General features: G+C 62.6%; 17 protein-coding genes. 12 read left to right on the top strand and 5 right to left on the bottom strand.

Annotated elements, in window-relative coordinates:
• Positions 1–58 precede the first annotated feature (58 nt).
• The 3 genes from MM194_RS09425 to aspS form a co-directional block, all read right to left on the bottom strand.
• On the bottom strand, positions 59–1,678 hold the full coding sequence (locus MM194_RS09425) for a phosphoethanolamine--lipid A transferase (RefSeq protein WP_241343428.1): 1,620 nt from the start codon (positions 1,676–1,678) through the stop codon (positions 59–61).
• 463 nt (positions 1,679–2,141) lie between these two features.
• Positions 2,142–2,882: a YebC/PmpR family DNA-binding transcriptional regulator gene (locus tag MM194_RS09420; protein ID WP_241343427.1), complete on the bottom strand. Its 741-nt coding sequence runs from the start codon at positions 2,880–2,882 to the stop codon at positions 2,142–2,144.
• A 70-nt stretch (positions 2,883–2,952) separates the two neighbouring features.
• Positions 2,953–4,731, bottom strand: coding sequence for an aspartate--tRNA ligase (gene aspS, locus MM194_RS09415; protein ID WP_033129300.1), 1,779 nt, complete (start codon positions 4,729–4,731; stop codon positions 2,953–2,955).
• Positions 4,732–5,173: 442 nt separating this feature from the next.
• Here aspS and MM194_RS09410 point away from each other — a divergent pair, with 442 nt between their 5' ends.
• From MM194_RS09410 to MM194_RS09375, 8 genes are all read left to right on the top strand, one after another.
• Positions 5,174–6,022, top strand: coding sequence for a DUF72 domain-containing protein (locus tag MM194_RS09410; protein WP_241343426.1), 849 nt, complete (start codon positions 5,174–5,176; stop codon positions 6,020–6,022).
• A 380-nt stretch (positions 6,023–6,402) separates the two neighbouring features.
• Complete coding sequence (cmoA, locus tag MM194_RS09405; protein WP_241343425.1) at positions 6,403–7,146, top strand: carboxy-S-adenosyl-L-methionine synthase CmoA; 744 nt, start codon at positions 6,403–6,405, stop codon at positions 7,144–7,146.
• A 3-nt stretch (positions 7,147–7,149) separates the two neighbouring features.
• Positions 7,150–8,127: a tRNA 5-methoxyuridine(34)/uridine 5-oxyacetic acid(34) synthase CmoB gene (gene cmoB, locus MM194_RS09400; protein ID WP_241343424.1), complete on the top strand. Its 978-nt coding sequence runs from the start codon at positions 7,150–7,152 to the stop codon at positions 8,125–8,127.
• An 82-nt stretch (positions 8,128–8,209) separates the two neighbouring features.
• Positions 8,210–8,968: an ATP-dependent zinc protease gene (locus tag MM194_RS09395; RefSeq protein ID WP_241343431.1), complete on the top strand. Its 759-nt coding sequence runs from the start codon at positions 8,210–8,212 to the stop codon at positions 8,966–8,968.
• Positions 8,969–8,971: 3 nt separating this feature from the next.
• Positions 8,972–10,510 carry an inactive transglutaminase family protein gene (locus MM194_RS09390; protein ID WP_033129295.1) on the top strand — a complete coding sequence of 513 codons (1,539 nt, stop codon included), beginning with the start codon at positions 8,972–8,974 and terminating at the stop codon, positions 10,508–10,510.
• Between the two features lie 3 nt (positions 10,511–10,513).
• Positions 10,514–11,479, top strand: a complete 966-nt coding sequence (locus MM194_RS09385) for an alpha-L-glutamate ligase-like protein (RefSeq protein ID WP_033129294.1) — start codon at positions 10,514–10,516, stop codon at positions 11,477–11,479.
• 332 nt (positions 11,480–11,811) lie between these two features.
• Positions 11,812–12,726, top strand: coding sequence for a hydrogen peroxide-inducible genes activator (locus tag MM194_RS09380; protein WP_241343423.1), 915 nt, complete (start codon positions 11,812–11,814; stop codon positions 12,724–12,726).
• Between the two features lie 117 nt (positions 12,727–12,843).
• Positions 12,844–13,290 (top strand): NlpC/P60 family protein, encoded by a 447-nt coding sequence (locus MM194_RS09375; RefSeq protein ID WP_033129292.1) that lies wholly within the window; start codon positions 12,844–12,846, stop codon positions 13,288–13,290.
• Positions 13,291–13,363: 73 nt separating this feature from the next.
• Here the strand turns inward: MM194_RS09375 and MM194_RS09370 are convergent, their stop codons facing one another.
• Positions 13,364–13,657 (bottom strand): hypothetical protein, encoded by a 294-nt coding sequence (locus tag MM194_RS09370; protein WP_241343422.1) that lies wholly within the window; start codon positions 13,655–13,657, stop codon positions 13,364–13,366.
• Positions 13,658–13,867: 210 nt separating this feature from the next.
• Here MM194_RS09370 and MM194_RS09365 point away from each other — a divergent pair, with 210 nt between their 5' ends.
• From MM194_RS09365 to MM194_RS09350, 4 genes are read left to right on the top strand one after another with little or no spacing between them, the layout of a single operon-like run.
• Positions 13,868–15,298 carry a coniferyl aldehyde dehydrogenase gene (locus MM194_RS09365; protein WP_241343421.1) on the top strand — a complete coding sequence of 477 codons (1,431 nt, stop codon included), beginning with the start codon at positions 13,868–13,870 and terminating at the stop codon, positions 15,296–15,298.
• Between the two features lie 9 nt (positions 15,299–15,307).
• Positions 15,308–15,886 carry a TetR/AcrR family transcriptional regulator gene (locus MM194_RS09360; protein ID WP_033129289.1) on the top strand — a complete coding sequence of 193 codons (579 nt, stop codon included), beginning with the start codon at positions 15,308–15,310 and terminating at the stop codon, positions 15,884–15,886.
• On the top strand, positions 15,876–16,379 hold the full coding sequence (locus MM194_RS09355) for an SCP2 sterol-binding domain-containing protein (RefSeq protein WP_241343420.1): 504 nt from the start codon (positions 15,876–15,878) through the stop codon (positions 16,377–16,379). The genes MM194_RS09360 and MM194_RS09355 overlap by 11 nt, the downstream gene beginning before the upstream one ends.
• Positions 16,380–16,396: 17 nt before the next feature.
• A complete protein-coding gene (locus MM194_RS09350) occupies positions 16,397–17,581 on the top strand; it encodes an iron-containing alcohol dehydrogenase (RefSeq protein ID WP_241343419.1) in 1,185 nt (394 codons plus the stop codon).
• 87 nt (positions 17,582–17,668) lie between these two features.
• On the opposite strand, the gene cysM is transcribed toward MM194_RS09350, so the two are convergent.
• The gene (gene cysM / locus MM194_RS09345) at positions 17,669–18,571 is read right to left on the bottom strand and encodes a cysteine synthase CysM (RefSeq protein ID WP_241343418.1); all 903 of its coding nucleotides are present in this window, start codon (positions 18,569–18,571) and stop codon (positions 17,669–17,671) included.
• Between the last annotated feature and the right edge of the window lie 156 nt (positions 18,572–18,727).

Below are 18,727 nucleotides of genomic sequence, written 5' to 3'. Positions count from 1 at the left end.
GCACATCCATGATCCCCAGACACAGGGTGGAACAGGTTGTCGTGGGAGCAGCTCAGACTCAACCCCCGCGGCAGGGTTTGAACATATCCAGCGCTCCGTCGTACACCTTGGTCTGCACATCCATGATACCGAGCATGGAGTGGAACAGGTTGTCGTGAGAGAAGCGCTTGCTGCCCGCCTCCTGACGCAGGCAATCCTGGTTCAGTTGACGGTCGCTTTGCAACTGGGGGGAGAACCAGGTCAGCAACGGCACCCGGGTCTGATCATCCGGCGCGAACTTGTAGGGGGTGCCGTGCAGATAGAGCCCCATGGCCCCTAAGGATTCGCCGTGATCCGACAGATAGACCAGCCCCACGTTGTACTGGCTCTCCAGGGTCTTGAGCTTCTCGATGAGCTGGGACAGCACCTTGTCGGTGTAGCGGATAGTGTTGTCATAGGTGTTGACCAGCTCCTCGTTGCTGCAGTTCTCGATGTCGCTGCGCGGGCAGTCGGGGGTAAAGAAGCGATCCTCTGTCGGGTAGCGGCGGTAATAGGTCGGACCGTGGCTGCCCATCAGGTGGAAGGCCACCACCTTGTTACCGCTCTTCATGTCGGTAATTTGCTGATCCAGCCCCTGCAACAGCACCTCGTCATAGCAGGAGTCCCCCTCGCAATATTGAGGGAACTGCTTGGGCTCGATCTCGATGGTGGGCACGTTGTTGCACACCCCCTTGCAGCCGCCGTCGTTCTCCTTCCACAGCACGGAGACACCGGCGTGCTGGAGCACGTCCAGCAGACCGTCCCGTGACTTGGCCAGGGTCTCATCGTATTCATGGCGAGTCAGGTTGGAGAACATGCAGGGCACCGAGACCGCCGTGGCGGTGCCACAGGAGCGCACATCCTTGAAGGAGACCAGCTCCTGCTCCTTGCTGGTAAAGCCGTTGGTCTCTTTCTTGTAGCCGTTGAGAGAGTAGTTCTTGCTGCGCGCCGTCTCGCCGACCACCAGAAACATCAGGGTCGGTTTGTCGCTCTTGCTCACCACCTTGGCATCGGTACCGATCGGCTCGTAAGGGATGGGCGTCGCGAAGACGATGTCCCGGGCGTAGCGATAGACGCCGCGCACATAGTTGGCAGGCACTATCTCTTTGACGATGCTGTGGTTGTTGCGACCGACCGAGGCGTAATCCTGATAATAGAGAGCGGCGACCCCCACCAGGAACAGCAAGGAGAGGGCGATGCCCCCGAGGCGCAGGCCAAGCCCCTTGAGCCAGGAACTCGGGTATTCAATCTTGATCGCCAACAGGCACAGCACCGGCAGCACCGCGGTCAGCAGGAACCAGAGCATGACAGAGCCATTGAGGTAGGAGGTCGCCTCCCCGCTGTTGGTCTCGATGATGTTCTGCACCATACCCACGTCGAAGATGATGCCGTATTTCAGCATGGCGTAGCTGGCGATGGAGCCGGTCATGATCAAGAGGATGAAGAACGGCTTGAGCAGATACTTGAAGGTGAATGGCAGGAAGACCGCATTGAGCGCCGCCATCAGCACGAATGGGATCGAGAGGGCAAAGCCCGCCTTGACGTGCTCAAGGGCCGTGAGAATACGGTAAAAGTGCAGGAAGATGGGCCAGTTGAAGACCAGTGCAAACAACAGCACCAGCAACAGATTGACCTTCATCACTCCCAGAGTGAGACGCATAACAATACTCCGACAAGCCAGTAGATCTTGAGGCCCTGCATGGGGGCTCAGTTTTGGGCATCCCAGTCACCTGTCTCTCATCCCGAGCAAACGAAAGGTGATGGGCACAGCGGCCCGGATACAGAGTGAGCATAGGAAGGCAAACTTAAGCGGGAATTAAGAGATGACCAAAAAAGGAATAGATTGAATCCCAATGACACTTTCAAGACAAAAATAAAATATAAAAAAACGGCAGCCCAAGGCTGCCGTTTGCATTCGTGTTACGGACTCAGTGCATCACAGGGATCACCGTCTGCGTACGTCCCCCTGACTGATAGTTAGAGAGTTGCGGCAACTTCGTCGAAGGTGGTCTCGTTGTGATACCCCCTCCCGCGTCCCCCTGACTGATAGTTAGAGAGTTGCGGCAACTTTGTCGAAGGTGGTCTCGTTGTGATACCCCCTCCCGCGTCCCCCTGACTGATAGTTAGAGAGTTGCGGCAACTTCGTCGGAGATGGAGCCGTTGTGATACACCTCCTGCACGTCGTCCAGGTCTTCGAGCATGTCGATGAGACGCATCAGCTTGGGGGCAGTCTCGGCATCCAGCTCGGCTTCGGTGGACGGGATCATGGTCACTTCGGCGTTCTCGGGCTTGAAGCCAGCGGCTTCCAGCGCGTCCAGCACGGTACCGAAATCGTTCGGGGTGGTGTAGACCTCGATGGAGCCATCCTCTTCGGTGACCACGTCATCGGCACCGGCTTCCAGCGCCGCATCCATCAGGGCATCTTCATCCACGCCGACGAAGGTCAGCAGCCCTTTCTTGCTGAACAGGTAGGCCACGGAACCGTCGGTGCCCAGGTTGCCGCCGCTCTTGCTGAAGGCATGACGCACCTCGGCCACGGTACGGTTACGGTTGTCGGTCAGGCACTCCACCATCACGGCGGAGCCCGCCGGGCCATAGCCTTCATAGACGATGGTCTCGAGCTGCTCGCCATCGCCACCACCGGCGCCACGCTGGATGGCGCGGTTGATGGTGTCGCGGGTCATGTTGCTGGTCAGGGCGGCGGTCACCGCCGCGCGCAGGCGCGGGTTGTTCGCCGGATCCGGATCGCCGATACGGGCCGAGGTGGTGATCTCGCGGATCAGCTTGGTGAAGATTTTACCGCGCTTGGCGTCTTGTGCCGCCTTGCGGTGCTTGATGTTGGCCCATTTGCTGTGACCTGCCATAAAAACTCTCCGTTATAATTTTAAATCAATGGGATACGGGCCGCGCAGCGACCCGGTCTTAAGCATGTTCTCAGGCTTTCGCCTCAGCCTCGGCCTTGGCAACGGTGGCGATGGCCAGCTCGGTCAGCTGGGCCTGGTTGGCGAAGCTCGGGGCGTCTGTCATCAGACAGGCGGCGGCTGTGGTTTTCGGGAAGGCAATCACGTCACGGATGTTGTCGGTACCGGTCAGCAGCATGCTCAGACGATCCAGACCGAAGGCCAGACCGGCGTGCGGCGGGGTACCGTATTTCAGCGCATCCAGCAGGAAGCCGAACTTCAGGCGCTGCTCGTCCGGGGTGATCCCCAGGATGTCGAACACGGTGGACTGCATCTCGCTGTTGTGGATACGGACAGAACCGCCACCCACTTCGTAGCCGTTGATCACCATGTCGTAGGCGTTGGCGTAGGCACCCAGCGGGTTGACCTTCAGCTCGTCCGGGCCCAGGTTGCTCGGGGCGGTGAAGGGGTGGTGCATGGCCGCCAGGCCGCCTTCGCTGTCTTCCTCGAACATGGGGAAGTCGATGACCCACAGCGGTTTCCAGCACTGCTCCACCAGACCCAGATCGCGACCCACCTTCAGGCGCAGGGCGCCGATGGCATCGCACACCACCTTCTTGCTGTCGGCGCCGAAGAAGAGGATGTCGCCGTCGGCCGCGCCGGTGCGGGCCAGGATCTCGCGCACGATCTCGTCAGACAGGAACTTGGCGACCGGAGACTGAACGCCCTCGAGGCCATTGGCCGCGGCGTTGACCTTCATCCAGGCCAGCCCCTTGGCGCCATAGATGCCGACGAACTTGGTGTACTCGTCGATCTGCTTGCGGGACAGTTCGGCGCCGCCCGGTACCTTCAGAGCCGCCACGCGGCCTTTTGGATCCTTGGCCGGACCGGCGAACACCGCGAACTCCACCTCGGTCAGCAGATCGGCCACGTCCACCAACTCCATCGGCAGGCGCAGATCCGGCTTGTCAGAGCCGAAGCGACGCATGGCTTCGTCGAAGGTCATCACCGGGAAGTTGCCCAGATCCACGGCCAGCACGTGTTGCCACAGCTGGCGGATCATCTCTTCCATCAGCTCGCGCACCTGGGGTGCGGTCATGAAGGAGGTCTCCACGTCGATCTGGGTGAATTCAGGCTGACGGTCGGCGCGCAAGTCTTCGTCGCGGAAACACTTGACGATCTGGTAGTAGCGATCGAAGCCGGACATCATCAGCAACTGCTTGAACAGCTGCGGGGACTGCGGCAGCGCGTAGAACTTGCCCTTGTGGACACGGCTCGGCACCAGATAATCCCGGGCCCCTTCCGGGGTGGCCTTGGTCAGCATCGGGGTCTCGATGTCGAGGAAGCCCTGCTCGTCCATGAAGCGGCGCACGAAGGCACTGGCCTTGGCACGGGTCTTCAGGTACTTGGCCATCTCGGGGCGACGCAGATCCAGATAGCGGTACTTGAGGCTGATCTCTTCACTGTTGGTCTGGTTGAAGTCGAGCGGCAAGGGCTCTGAGCGGTTGATGATGGTCAACTCGTGGGCGAACACCTCGATGGCACCGGTGGCCATGTCGTTGTTGCGCTGGGACTCGGGGCGCGAGCGGACCACGCCGGTCACCTGAATGCAGAACTCGCCACGCAGCTCGGAGGCCAGGGCGAAGGCGTCCGGCTTGTCCGGATCGAAGAACACCTGCACGATCCCTTCACGGTCGCGCATGTCGATAAAGATGAGACCGCCCAGGTCACGACGACGATGGACCCAACCGCACAATGTAATGGTCTGCCCGGCATGGGCCTCATTGACCTGTCCGCAATAGATAGAGCGCATGGACTTCTTCCTTCGAAATGGTAGAGAGACGGTTTTGGGTCGCCGGGCACGACTGGCAAGCACCGCCTGTCTCACAGCTGGCCAGATCCTGCTTCTTACCCGGTTTGAAATCAATCTCGTACCCTCTGGCTCCTCTGAGCCGGAGGCTTGCCGCCACGATTTGCCACCCATGTTGGCTCGCCCTGCGTGACCGGTAAGGGGCCAAAGAGCCGGAGCGAGGACATCGGCAAGCATCGTTGTTTAGCCAGTTCATGGCCGCCATCGTCGCCACCATAGGCGCACGACCCCATGAGGCACAACAAATTGGCAAACAAAAGGGTTGGCATTATAGAGGAAAACCCCTATTTGGGTAAAATAGCCCGCAGCCTCCTTTGCCCTGTTTTTTCTTGTCCTGGCGCAAAAAGCAGAGCAAAACAAGATAAATCCGCCGACAGGAGTCGTAATGAGCCTCTATTTGGGTCTGCCGCAGTGGTCACATTCGGCCTGGCCCGGTCAGCTGTTGGGAGTCAATGCCAAGCCCGCCGACCACCTCGCCCACTATGCCCAGGTGTTCAACACGGTGGAAGGCAATACCACCTTCTACGCCTCCCCCACCCCGGAAACGGTGCAGCGCTGGGCCGATGCGGTGCCCGCCCACTTTCGCTTCAGCTTCAAGTTCCCGCAGACCATCAGCCACCAGAGCGACCTGGTGAGTGCCGACAAGCAGGTGACGAACTTCATCCGCCTGCTCGGCCCGCTGCACGACAAGCTGGGGCTGCTCAAGTTGCAGTTGCCCGCCCGCTTCGGCCCCGCCGGCTTGCCGCGCCTTGCCGCCTTTTTCGAGCGCCTGCCCAGGGAGTTCACCTATGCCCTCGAGGTGCGTCACCCCGATTTCTTCGCCAAGGGCGAGGCGGAGCGTGCCCTCAATCGGCTGCTGATGGAGCGGGGTGTCAACCGCATCATGCTCGACAGCCGGCCGCTGTTCTCGGTGCAGGCCACCACGGCCGCCATGATTGACGCCCAGGGCAAGAAACCCAGGCTGCCGGTGCACCTGCTCGCCACAGCCAATGCCCCCGTGGTGCGCCTTATCGGGCTTCCACACCCCGAGGACAATCACCCCTTCCTTCCCCCTTGGCTGCCTCACTGGCAACAGTGGCTGGCCGAGGGCAAGGATCTCTACCTCTTCATTCATAGCGCCGACAACGTGCAGGCACCGGAACTGGCCCGCCAGGTGAGCCGTCTGCTCGGCCACCAAATGGCCCCCTGGCCGGGGGAAAACGATCGCGCGCGCCAGGGCCTGCTGAACTTTTAGCCCACCATCAGCTTGCCATAAAAAAAGCCGATTTTTTGTGGCTAGGGCAGGCCTGGCGTCAAGACAAACGCCAGTCAATCCACTACACTAGCGCCCCATACATAAGGGCCCGGACACTCGTCCGTTGCAACAGTTTGCAACAAAGGGGGCGGTCCCCAACAAGGGCCAGGGCATTAGTCCGTTGCAATAAGTTGCAACAGGCAATGCGGTCCAACAGAAAGGGCCAGGACGATGGCCCGTTTCGAACGGGGCAGGCTCGAAGGATCTCAAGGCCGCCATCCGTTTGCAAACCGGTGACGACGCCCTGTCGATGAGCGTCCAGCCAAGATTCCATTGAACAAAACAGCCGGCCCTTGTACCGGCTGTCAGGTTGCGCCAGCATGCAGACCAAAGACCAGATTTTTGCCGCCCCCATCGCTCGCCTTGGGGATTTCTGTTTTGATGAACAGGTCGTCGATGTCTTCCCCGACATGATCCAGCGATCCGTACCGGGCTACAGCAACATCATCTCCGCCATCGGCATGATGGCCGCCCGCTACGCCCAGCCAGACAGCCGTCTCTATGACCTTGGCTGCTCCCTCGGTGCTGCCACCCAGGCCATGCGCCGCAACTTGACCCAGTCGGGTTGCGCCATCACCGCGGTCGACCTCTCCCACCCCATGATCGAACGCGCTCGCGCCCACCTCTCCGGCTTCAAGTCCGAGGTGCCGGTGGAGCTGGTCGAAGCGGACATCTGCGACATCGAGATCGAGAACGCCTCCGTGGTGGTGCTCAACTTCACCCTGCAGTTCGTCGAGCCCGAGCAGCGGGCCGCCCTCATCAAACGCATCCACGACGGCCTGCGCCCGGGCGGCATCCTGATCCTGAGCGAGAAGTTCCGCTTCGAGGATGCCCAGGTCAACGAGCTGCTCATCGATCTGCATCTGGATTTCAAGCGGGCCAACGGCTACAGCGAACTGGAGATAAGCCAGAAGCGCAACGCCCTGGAGAACGTGATGCGCACCGACACGCTGGCGGTGCATCAGGCTCGCCTGCGCGCGGCCGGTTTCGTCCATCAGGATCTCTGGTTCCAGTGCTTCAACTTCGGATCCATGATTGCCATCAAAGCCAGCGACGCCAACTAAGCCATGATCGACTTTGCCAACTTCTATCAACTGATCGCCAAGAACCGGCTGAGCCACTGGCTGCATAGCCTGCCCGCCCAGCTGCACGCCTGGCAGCACGACAACCTGCACGGGGATCTGCCGCGCTGGAACCGGGCGCTCAACAAGCTGCCCACCGTCGCCCCCGGCCATATCGAACTGCACAGCCGGGTCGAGATCGGCAGCGATGACAGCCTCAGCGAGGGCGAGCGCAAGAAGACCGAGAGCCTGCTGCGCCAGTTCATGCCCTGGCGCAAGGGACCTTTCCATGTCCACGGCATCCACATCGACACAGAGTGGCGCTCCGACTGGAAGTGGGATCGGGTACTGCCCCACATCAGCCCGCTCGCGGGGCGCTATGTGCTGGACGTCGGCTGTGGCAGTGGCTACCACCTGTGGCGCATGGTTGGCGCCGGCGCCAAACTCGCGGTCGGCATCGATCCCAGCCCATTGTTCCTGTGCCAGTTCGAGGCCATCCGTCATTTCGCCGGAGGCGATCAGCGCGCCCACCTGTTGCCGCTCGGCATTCAGGAGCTGCCCGAGCTGCGGGCCTTTGACACCGTCTTCTCCATGGGGGTGCTCTATCACCGCAAGTCCCCCATCGAGCACATCGAGCAGCTGCGCAACCAGCTCAAGGACGATGGCGAGCTGGTGCTGGAGACCCTGGTGGTCGACGGCGGCGTGAACGAGGTGCTGGTGCCCACCGACCGTTACGGCAAGATGCGCAACGTCTGGTTCATTCCCTCCAGCGCGGCGCTCAAGTTGTGGGTCGAGCGCTGTGGCTTCAAGGACGTGCGCATAGTGGATGAGAATATGACCAGTACCGACGAACAGCGTCGTACAGACTGGATGATTAATGAGTCCCTGAGTGACTACCTGGACCCCGCAGATCCGGCACTCACGGTGGAAGGATATCCGGCACCCAAACGTGCCGTACTGATCGCCAGGAAGGCCAAAGACTAGCCGATGGCGCCTGCGGAAGTTACACTGACCCAATTCCAGGAAGCACAGTTAAATGAATGACATGAAAAGCAAATTAAAAGGAATGACCCTGCTCTCCCTGCTCAGTCTCGGCGGGTGTGTCAGTATGGAGAAAGCGCCTCCGGTTCCGACCCTGACGCTGGCCGAGATTCGCAACGAGATTGCCCTGAGCGAACAACGCCTGCAAACATCCATGGAACAGCAACAGAAGCAGTATGTGCAGCAACAGCACCTGCTGGTTCAGCTCAACACCGATGTCACCAACATGAAAGAGTCCGTGAATAAAGTCGACAGCAAGCTGGCTACCCTGCCACCCGAGCCACCCAAGCCCATGGTGATCCCGACAGAGAAGTGCGCGGCCCCGAGCCAGGGTCACACCGTCGATGGCAAGCTGCTGGTGGGTGAAGCCGAGTGGATCTGGGTCGATGCCGCCAACGACGCCTTCCAGGCGCGGGTCGATACCGGTGCCACCACCTCCTCCATCAGCGCCCAGGAGATCACCATCTTCGAGCGCAACGGCAAGAACTGGGTGCGCTTCTTCCTGAGCCATCAAGAGATGGACGACAAGATCCAGATCGAAGCGCCGCTGGTGCGCCATGTGCGGGTGCGTCAGGCTTCCGCCGACGATCTCGACCGCCGTCCGGTGGTACGCCTCACGGTCCGCATCGGCGACATGACCGAGAAGGCCGAATTTACCTTGAAAGATCGCAGCGACATGACCTTCCCCGTGCTGCTGGGCCGTGAATTCCTGAAGGACATCGCCGTGGTCGACGTGGCCCGTGAATATATCCAACCAAAACCCAAGCTCAAGGATGTAAAATAATCCATGGTTTCCCGTAAGCCGTTCTATTTGCTGGTCGCCCTGCTGTACATTGTCGGCCTGGGAATGACGTTTTATCACCATGTCGCGCTGGACGTGCCGCTCACGCCGGGCGAGAAACGTCAGATCTGGTCCATCGAAGCCAAGCTCGAATTCGAGGCGACCGGTGAGCCTGTCATCGCCTCCCTCGCCATCCCGGGTACCCAGCCCAACTTCACCCTGATGAACGAGAACGCCGCCAGCCCCGGCTACGGCCTGTCGTTTGTCGAGAAGGACGGTGACGCCCGCGCCGAGTGGTCCATTCGTACCGCCTCCGGCCGCCAGGAGCTCTACTACCGGGTTGACATGATGGCCGACGCCAATGCCAAACCGGCCGCCAATCCCCAGCCTCCGGCCATCGAGAAGCAGATCGAGAGTGAGCCCTACGCCACCGCGATGAAGCAGATCCTGGAGCGGGCCCAGGAGCGCTCCGCCGACGGCTACACCCTGACGCGCGAGATCATCAAGGAGATCGAGAAGCAGGAGCAGAACGCCGAGCTGCTGAAATCGCACAAGAGCCGTGCCAACCTGATTGCCGAGCTGCTCAACAACGCCGAAGTCCCTGCCCGGGTGGTGCATGCCCTTAACCTGGAAGACGGTCGCCGTCGCCAGGAGCTGATCGACTATCTGCAAGTGTTCAACAGCCCGACCGATTACAAGCTGTTCAACCCCCAGACCGGCGAACAGGGCCAACCGGCCAACCTGCTGCTGTGGGAATACAACTCGGGCGCCCTGCTTGACGTGACCGGCGGCCACAACTCCCGCGTGACCTTCTCGATGATCGAGCAGGAGCAACCAGTGAACGTGGCGCTGGCGCAGAAGTTCGAGAAGTCCGAGATCATGAACTTCTCCATCCACAGCCTGCCGCTGGAAGAGCAGGCACTGTTCAAGGGCCTGCTGCTGATCCCCATCGGCGTCCTGATGGTGGTGTTCCTGCGGGTGCTGGTCGGTATCAAGACCTCGGGTACCTTCATGCCGGTGCTGATCGCGGTCGCCTTCATCCAGACCTCGCTCATCACAGGTCTGGTGGGCTTCCTGCTGATCGTCGGCACCGGCCTTATCATCCGATCCTACCTGTCGCGGCTCAACTTGCTACTGGTGGCCCGAATATCGGCGATCATCATCATGGTGATCTCGATGATCGGCGTCTTCTCCGCCCTGGCCTTCAAGCTGGGTCTGACCGACGGCATGAAGATCACCTTCTTCCCGATGATCATCCTCTCCTGGACCATAGAGCGGATGTCCATCTTGTGGGAAGAAGAGGGTCCCAAAGAGGTGGTACGCCAGGGCGGAGGCTCCCTGCTGGTGGCGGTGATCGCCTACCTGGCCATGGATAACGAGCTCATTCGTCACCTGACCTTCAATTTCCTCGGCCTACAACTGGTGCTGATGGCGACCGTGCTGTTGATGGGTAACTACACCGGCTACAAGCTGAGCGAACTCAAGCGCTTCAAGCCGCTGGTGGACGAGATGAAGTCCGGCAGTACCCCGGGTAAGGACAAGTAACAGATGTGGTTCTGGCAGAAATACACCAGTCCGTGGAGCCTGTCCCAGGCAGGCATCCTCGGCATGAACAAGCGCAACCACTCCTACATCAGCCGTTACAACCCGCGCAGCCTCTACCCGCTGGTGGATGACAAGCTGCAGACCAAGCGCATCGCGCTGGATGCAGGGGTCACGGTGCCGGAACTCATCGGCACCATCCGCGAGCAACACGACGTGACCCGGATCACGACGCTGGTCAAGGATTGGCCTGGCTTCTGCATCAAGCCGGCCCGCGGCTCCGGCGGCAAGGGGATCCTGGTGATCCTGCGCCAGGAAGACGGCCTGTTCTACAAACCCAACGGCAGCGCCAGCAATGGTCAGGATCTGGAGCGTCATGTCTCCAACATCCTGGCGGGTCTCTATTCCCTCGGCGGCAAGCCCGACGTGGCGCTGGTGGAAGGCCTCATCAACTTCGATGACGTGTTCGACGGCTACTCGTTCGAAGGGGTACCCGATGCCCGGGTGATCATCTTCAAGGGCTTCCCGGTGATGGCCATGATGCGCCTCTCCACCGCCGCTTCCGACGGCAAGGCGAACCTGCACCAGGGCGCCGTGGGAGTGGGTCTGTGCCTGCGTACCGGCCGCGCGCTGCGGGCGGTGCAATTTGGCAACCCGCTGCGCCACCACCCGGATACCGGCCTCGATCTCTACGATCTCAAGGTGCCCCACTGGGATACCCTGCTGACGCTGGCGGCCTCCTGCTACGAGATGTCGGGCCTCGGCTACATCGGCACCGACATGGTGCTCGACAAGTTCCGTGGCCCCATGCTGCTGGAGCTCAACGCCCGTCCCGGTCTCGCCATCCAGATCGCCAACGGCCGTGGCCTGGTGCCTAACCTCAAGACCATCGAGAAGCTCGGCCAGGTCAAGATGAACGTGGAGCAGCGGGTCAACTTTGCCAAGGATCACTTCGGTATCTTTGACGACTAGGCAACCCTTGTCTGTACCCAGCAAAAACGCGCCCGCCGGCGCGTTTTTTTATGCCGGTAGCGGCCTGATAGCCTGGGCTGAATGCGGCGCCATAAGCACTATGCAGATCCCCATCACATCCCCTCACCGGGGCGCTTCAACGGCGCAGGAGAAGGAGATAAGCTGCCAGAGCGGCTCTGCCTGCGGGCAGGTAATTCTCATCATTTCAGCCGCTTGCGGGATGACTCACACACACTGCCATGCGCGAGGCGCGCGCCTAATCACGGCGACAAATTGCGCTCCCAATGGTAGATTAATGAAATCAAATAGATAGCAACGATCGGGTTCCCCTTATGCAACGTTGGCCCAGCCTGAAACAGCTGCAATATCTGGTCGCTCTCGATGAGCACAAGAACTTCAACCGCGCCGCCAAGGCCTGCCATGTCAGCCAGTCCACCCTGAGTACCGGGATCCAGACTCTGGAAGACATGATGAACCTGCAACTGGTGGAGCGGGATCACAAGAGCTTCATCATGACGCCGGTCGGCATGGAGATAGTGGCGCGGGCACGCAACCTGCTGTCCGACGCCCGGGATCTGATGGAACTCGGCCAGCAGCAGGGCGGCGTCATGCACGGCACGGTCAGGCTCGGCTGCATCCCCACCATAGCCCCCTTCCTGCTCAGCAAGCTGCTGCAGGTGTGCGGCAAAGAGTATCCCGAGCTGGAGCTGCTGCTGCGGGAAGACACCACCACCAACCTGCTCAAGCAGCTGGAGCAGGGTCAGCTCGACTTGCTGATCCTGGCGCTGCCGGTGGAGATCGGCGGTTTTCACAGCAAGATGGTGGGCATAGATCCCTTCCACATGGTGATGCCGTCCCACATGGCGGCGGGCCTGCACATGCCGTTCGACTACAAGGAGCTGCCCAATCAGAGCATCTTCCTGCTGGAGCGGGAGCACTGCCTGACCGAGCATGCGGTGAGCGCCTGCCGGCTGCGAGACAAGAGCAAGATCAACCCCTTCGCCGCCACCAGCCTCCACACCCTGGTGCAGATGGTGGGTGCCGGCCTTGGCACCACCTTCTTGCCGCAGATGGCCATCGATGCGGGCATTCTCGACAACTCGGATCTGGTGGCCATTCCCCTGCCGGGAGAGAAACCCTACCGCGAGATTGGCCTGGTGTGGCGCCCCAGCACGACCAGGGTGCAGACCTTCTACAAGCTCGCCGAGCTGCTCACACCACTGATAGAACCCAAGGCGGCCGGCTGAATAGCCGGCTGTCAGCAGCCCCTTTTCTGCGCGAGGCGGGCAATTATGTTATCGGCATTCAGGTTCCAGGCAGCAACACTGGCTATGATAAGTCGCGTGTCCTATCAAGGAGTTCCGATGTTTCGCACCTTGTTGCCGCCCCTGCTGGCCCTGCTGATCACCGCCTGCTCCAGCACGCCCGAGCCGCCGCCCCCGCGCCAGAGTGGCGCCTTCGATGGCTTCTACCAGCAGTGGCGCGGCGTCCCTTATCGCATGGGCGGCACGGACAGAGCCGGCCTCGACTGCTCCGCCTTCACCCAGCTCGCCTACCAGCATGTGCTGGGATTCGAGCTGCCCAGGACCACCGAATCCCAGGCCAACCTCGGCAAGCCGGTGGATCGCTACCGCCTGCAATATGGCGATCTGGTGTTCTTCAAGACCGGCTGGCAACAGTATCACGTCGGTATCTACACCGGGGCGGGGGAGTTTATCCATACCTCCACCAGCAAGGGGGTGATCCGCTCCCGGCTCGACAACGTCTACTGGAACAGCCGCTACTGGCAGGCCAGGCGCCTGACGCAATAGCCATTGCTTGAAGACGAAAGCGTGATAACGAAAAAGGCCCCGACGGGCCTTTTTCCATTGGATGTTCACCGACTCAGTGCTTGCGGTGCCAGCGCGGTGAGACAGCCCGCTCGCCCCAGGGAGTCACGCAGGGCAACAGGGCCCCTTCGATCACCCCGCCGCTGGTGGCCAGCGCCTCGGCAATCTTCTCATGGAGCAGCCGCAACAGGTTCTTCTCCTGCTCGGCCAGGGAGTGGCCCGCGGCGAAATATTCGCGCTGATGCCGCGACGCCAGCTTCTGGGCTAACTCATAGGTGTTGAAGCACTCCGGCATCCGCTCGATCACATCGTCCAGCCGGGCCAACAGGCTGTGCAGTTCCCTGGTCATATGCTGCTCTCCATGTAGTTGATAACTAAAAACTACCCTTGTTGGATAAACCACCAATCGAGATCCCCTGGAACTGTGGCGCCGAGCACAGTTTCCAAGGCCCCTGACCCGACCCACACCCTGGCCCCGGAGAGGATATTTACAATGTGGCAACAAGGCGTTAGAGTCAGACCGACTAATCAGTCGGCCATTTTTCGAGCGGAGCATGCCATGGAAGCGATACGAATGCAGTCCTCAACCGACAAGTTCTCCCTGCCCGGGCAGTTGCTCCGCCTCAAGCAGGCCTACCAGGCCCATCCCATGCCGAGCCTGGATGAGCGTCGCACTCGACTGCTGCAACTCAAGCGCGCCCTGCTCGCCCATCAACAGCCCCTGTGCGAGGCCCTGGCAAAGGACTATGGTCAGCGCAGCGACTATGACTCCTTGATCGCCGACATCCTGCCCTGCGTCATGCAGATCAACTACAGCCTCAAGCGGCTTAAGGGCTGGATGAAACCCCAACGCCGCCACGCCGGACTGCTGCTGGCCCCCGCCAGGGTCGAGGTGCATTACCAGCCGCTCGGGGTGGTCGGCATCATGGTGCCCTGGAACTTCCCGGTGATGCTGAGCCTCGGCCCCCTCATCGGCGCCATCGCCGCCGGTAACCGCGCCATGCTCAAGCTCTCCGAGTTCACCCCCCATACCAATGCCGTGCTGCGCAGCCTGCTGGCTCAGGCCTTCACCGACGACGAGGTGCTCGTCATCGAGGGGGATGCCAGGCTGGCGGCCGCCTTCAGCGCCCTCTCCTTCGATCATCTGCTGTTCACCGGCTCGACCGCCGTGGGCAAGCTGGTGATGGCTGCCGCCGCCCCCCAGCTCACCCCGCTCACCCTGGAGCTCGGTGGCAAGAGCCCCTGCCTCATCGCCCCCGACATGCCCATGACCCTGGCGGTGGAGCGGATGATCTTCGGCAAGAGCCTGAACGCCGGCCAGATCTGCGTGGCCCCCGACTATGTGCTGCTGCCACGGGGGCAGGAGCAGGCCTTCATCAAGGCCTACCAGCGCCACTTCAGCCGACTCTATCCCAAGGGACTCGGCAGCCCGGATTACGGCGCTATCATCAATGCCCGCCAGTATGAGCGCCTCACCACCTGGCTGGCGGAGGCGGAGCAGGCGGGGGCACAGCTACATGCCTGCGCCTACCCCGCCCGGGATGACGCCACCCGGCGGCTGGTGCCCCACCTGCTGACCGAGGTGCCCGGCCATTGCCAGCTGATGCAGCAGGAGATCTTCGGCCCGCTGTTGCCGCTGGTGCCCTACGACAGCCTCGACGAGGCGCTCGCCTACATAGCGGCGCGGCCCCGCCCCCTCGCGCTCTATCTGATGAGCCTGGACCCGGCGCTGCAGACGCGGCTCATCCGGGAGACCCACGCCGGCGGCATGGCCATCAACGAGAGCCTGTTCCAGGTGGCGGCGGACGATGCCCCCTTCGGCGGCATCGGCGCCTCCGGCATGGGCCATTACCATGGGCACGAGGGCTTCCTCACCTTCTCCAAGGCCAAGACGGTGCTGCGCCGTGGCAAGTTCAGCACCGGCTCCCTGGTCCATCCCCCCTATCGGCGCTGGTATCAGCGGCTGATGATGACCCTGCTGCTGCGCTAGGAGAGCCCCATGACCGACAAGCGCCGCCAGATCCTGGATGCCGCCCTCACCCTGTGCGCCGAGGATGGCCTGCAGGGCGCCGCCACCGCCCGCATCGCCCGGGCCGCCGGGGTGGCAAACGGTACCCTGTTTCATCACTTTCCGAGCAAGGAGCTGCTGATCCAGCAGCTCTATCAGGACGTCAAACAGCGCCTAGGCGCCGCCATCAGCGAGGCGGATCCCGCCCTGCCCCTCAAGGAGCAGGCACGCCACTACTGGCGCCAGGCGATGGGCTGGATGCAGGCCCACCCCCACGAGCTCAAGTTCGTGCTGGGTTTCTTCCACTCCCCCTTGCTGGCCAGACCCCTGCGCAGCCAGATCCTGGGGGAGACACTGCGCTTCCTGCCGCGCCTGCTGAGCCAGGGCCAGGCCAGCGGCGAGCTGATGCCGGCCCCCGAGGCCCTGATGCTGGAGGTGTGTCAGAGCCAGTTTCTGGCCTGCGCCTCGCTGTTTGTCGACAGTCCTGAGCTCGGGCAAGACTCTCACTGGCAAGCCAGCGCCTTCGCCCTGTTCTGGTCTGCCATTTCGGGGACCCTAGATGATGCTTGATACCCTGCTCGCCGCCGGACGCCGCGGCTGGATCATCGCCCTGCTCTGGATCATCGGCCGAACCCTGTGCCGCGCCGCCCGGATCGACGAGGCGGTGCGCCGCGAGCTGGCCCCCCTGCCGGAGGGGCTCTGCATCCGGCTGGAAGTACATGGGCTGCGCCATCGGCTTACCCTCCACAAGGCGGCCGGACGCTGGCGCTGCGGCCCCCCCGCCACGCCGGCGCCTCACTCGCTGCGCGTCTGCTTCAAGCACCCCGCCATCGCCTTCCGGGTGCTCAGCTTTCGCCTCGGCATCAATCAGGCCTTCTGCGAGAACCGGCTGCTGGTGGAGGGAGATCTGGTGGTCGCCATGCACCTGGTGCGCGCGCTGGAACAGCTGCAGGCCCTGATCCTGCCCGCCTTCATGGTGCGGCCCTTGCTGCGCCACTACCCCAATCCGTCTCACAAGCTGAGCCGCGCGGGTCGCATCTACCTGGGTCTGTTGACCGGTTGAACACGAGGATGAACAAGATGAGTCGCTATTACGATTTCTTCTGCCCGGTCAAGCTGATGGCGGGGGAGCAGGCGCTGGAGCAGCTGGCCGGCGAGTTGCGGGCGCTGGGGGCGGCGCGTCCGCTGCTGCTCACCGACAAGGGGGTCGGCGGCAGCGGGCTGGCCGGCCTGGTGACCCGGTTGCTGGCCGAAGGCGGCCTGCCCGTGGTGGCCTGCTGGGACGAGATCCCGGCGGATTCCTCCACCGCCGTGGTAGAGCAGATCGCCGCCCGTTACAGAGAGCTGGGGTGTGACAGTCTGGTGGCGCTCGGCGGCGGCTCCGTCATCGACACCGCCAAGGCGGTCAACATCCTCGCCACCTTGGGGGGGGAGCGGTTATTGGATCATGCCGGGGCTGACAGCCTGACCCGGCCGCTCAAGCCACTGGCGGTGGTGCCGACCACGGCGGGTACGGGCTCCGAGGTCACCCAGGTCGCGGTGATCAGGGACGAGGGGAGCGGGCGCAAGGTGCCCTTCACCTCCCCCTTCCTGCTGCCCCGACTGGCGGTGCTGGACCCGCGCCTCACCCAGAGCTTGCCGCTGCCCATCACCGCCGCCACCGCCATGGATGCCATGACCCACGCCATCGAGGCCCTCATCGGCAACGCCAAAAATCCGGTCAGCGACGCCCTGGCCCTGGGAGCGGTGGAGAAGATAGCCAGCGCCCTGCCGCAGGTGCTGGTGCGCCCGCAGGATCCGGCGTTGCGGCTGCAACTGGCGGAGGGCTCCACCCTGGCGGGCATGGCCTTCTCCAACTCCATGGTGGGGCTGGTGCACGCCCTCGGTCACAGCCTGGGGGCCCGCTGCCACCTGCCCCACGGCCTGTGCATGAACCTCTTCCTGCCCACTGTGCTCGACTACAACAGGCCCGAGATAGACCCGGAGCTGGCCCGCCTGCTGCTGCCACTGGTGGGGGCCGAGCGCTTCGCCGTCACCCCGGCCGCCCTGCGACCGCAGGCCAGCCTCGATGCGATCTGTGCCCTGCGCGACAGCCTGTGGCAGGCGGTGCGGCTGCCGCGCACCCTGGCGGAGGCGGGGGTGACAGACAGATCCGTGCTCACCGAGATCCGGGATCTCGCCATCAACGACGGCGCCCTGCTCTACAACCGCAAGGATGCCGACAGGGAGCAGCTGCTGGCGCTGCTGGAGCAACTGTGGGAATGAGGCGCCGATCGGCTCATCGACACAAGGCAAGATCCCGGACCATGCCGGCGCCGCACCCGCCACGGCCTTCGAGCATGGCCTGAAGGATCACGCGGTCGGCGTGAAGACCCCGGTGGAGAGGTAGCGATCCCCCCGATCGCATATGATGGCCACCACCACCCCCTGGGTGAGCTCTACCGCCACCCGCAGGGCACCGGCGACGGCGCCCCCCGAGCTGACCCCGCAACAGATCCCCTCTTCCCGCGCCAACCGGCGCATCATGGCCAGCGACTCGTCGAGCGTCACGTCCAGCACCCGATCCACCCGCGCGGGCTCGAAGATGGTGGGCAGGTAGGCGGCGGGCCAACGACGGATCCCCGGGATCTGGCTCCCCTCTGCCGGTTGCAGGCCGATCACCTCGATGGCCGGGTTCTGTTCCTTGAGGTAGCGGGAGACCCCCATGATGGTGCCTGTGGTGCCCATGGCGGAGACGAAGTGAGTGATTGCCCCCTCGCTCTGGTGCCAGATCTCGGGGCCGGTCGACAGATAGTGGGCATCCGGGTTGGCCGGGTTGTTGAACTGATCCAGCACCAGCCCCTCGCCCCGCGCCTGCATGGCCAGGGCGAGGTCTCGCGCCCCTTCCATGCCATCGTCCACCAGCACCAGCTCGGCGCCATAGGCCAGCATGGCATCGCGCCGCTCCTGGCTCATGGTGCTCGGCATGATGAGCCGCATCCGGTAGCCCCGCACCGCCGCCACCATGGCCAGGGCGATGCCGGTGTTGCCGGAGGTGGCCTCAATCAGCCTGTCGCCTGGCGATAAGTGACCACTCGCCTCCGCCGCCCGGATGAGGTTGAGGGCCGGCCTGTCCTTGACCGAACCGGCGGGGTTGTTGCCCTCCAGTTTCACCAGCAGGGTCACCCCGGGATGGGGATTGATGCGCTGCAGCCGCAGCAGCGGTGTATTGCCAATCAGGCTGTCCAGGGTGGCGAAGGCCATAACGGGATCCATCCTCTGTTAACTGTTCTATACCTTGGGCTATCGGCCATTTGCAGGCGGAGCCAGTGTAAGGGAGCGCCCTTCGCCGACGAAGCGGGGGCGGGCAAAAAGCCCGGTTGGCAAAGTGTCGCCAGCGTGCTCTGATCATTTTTCTCATCGTTCGAGGAG

Source organism: Aeromonas sp. MR16, assembly GCF_022549315.1.
Lineage (GTDB): Bacteria > Pseudomonadota > Gammaproteobacteria > Enterobacterales > Aeromonadaceae > Aeromonas > Aeromonas aquatica.
The sequence above is the reverse complement of the archived record's forward strand: the minus strand, read 5'-3'. Positions and strand labels throughout refer to the sequence as shown.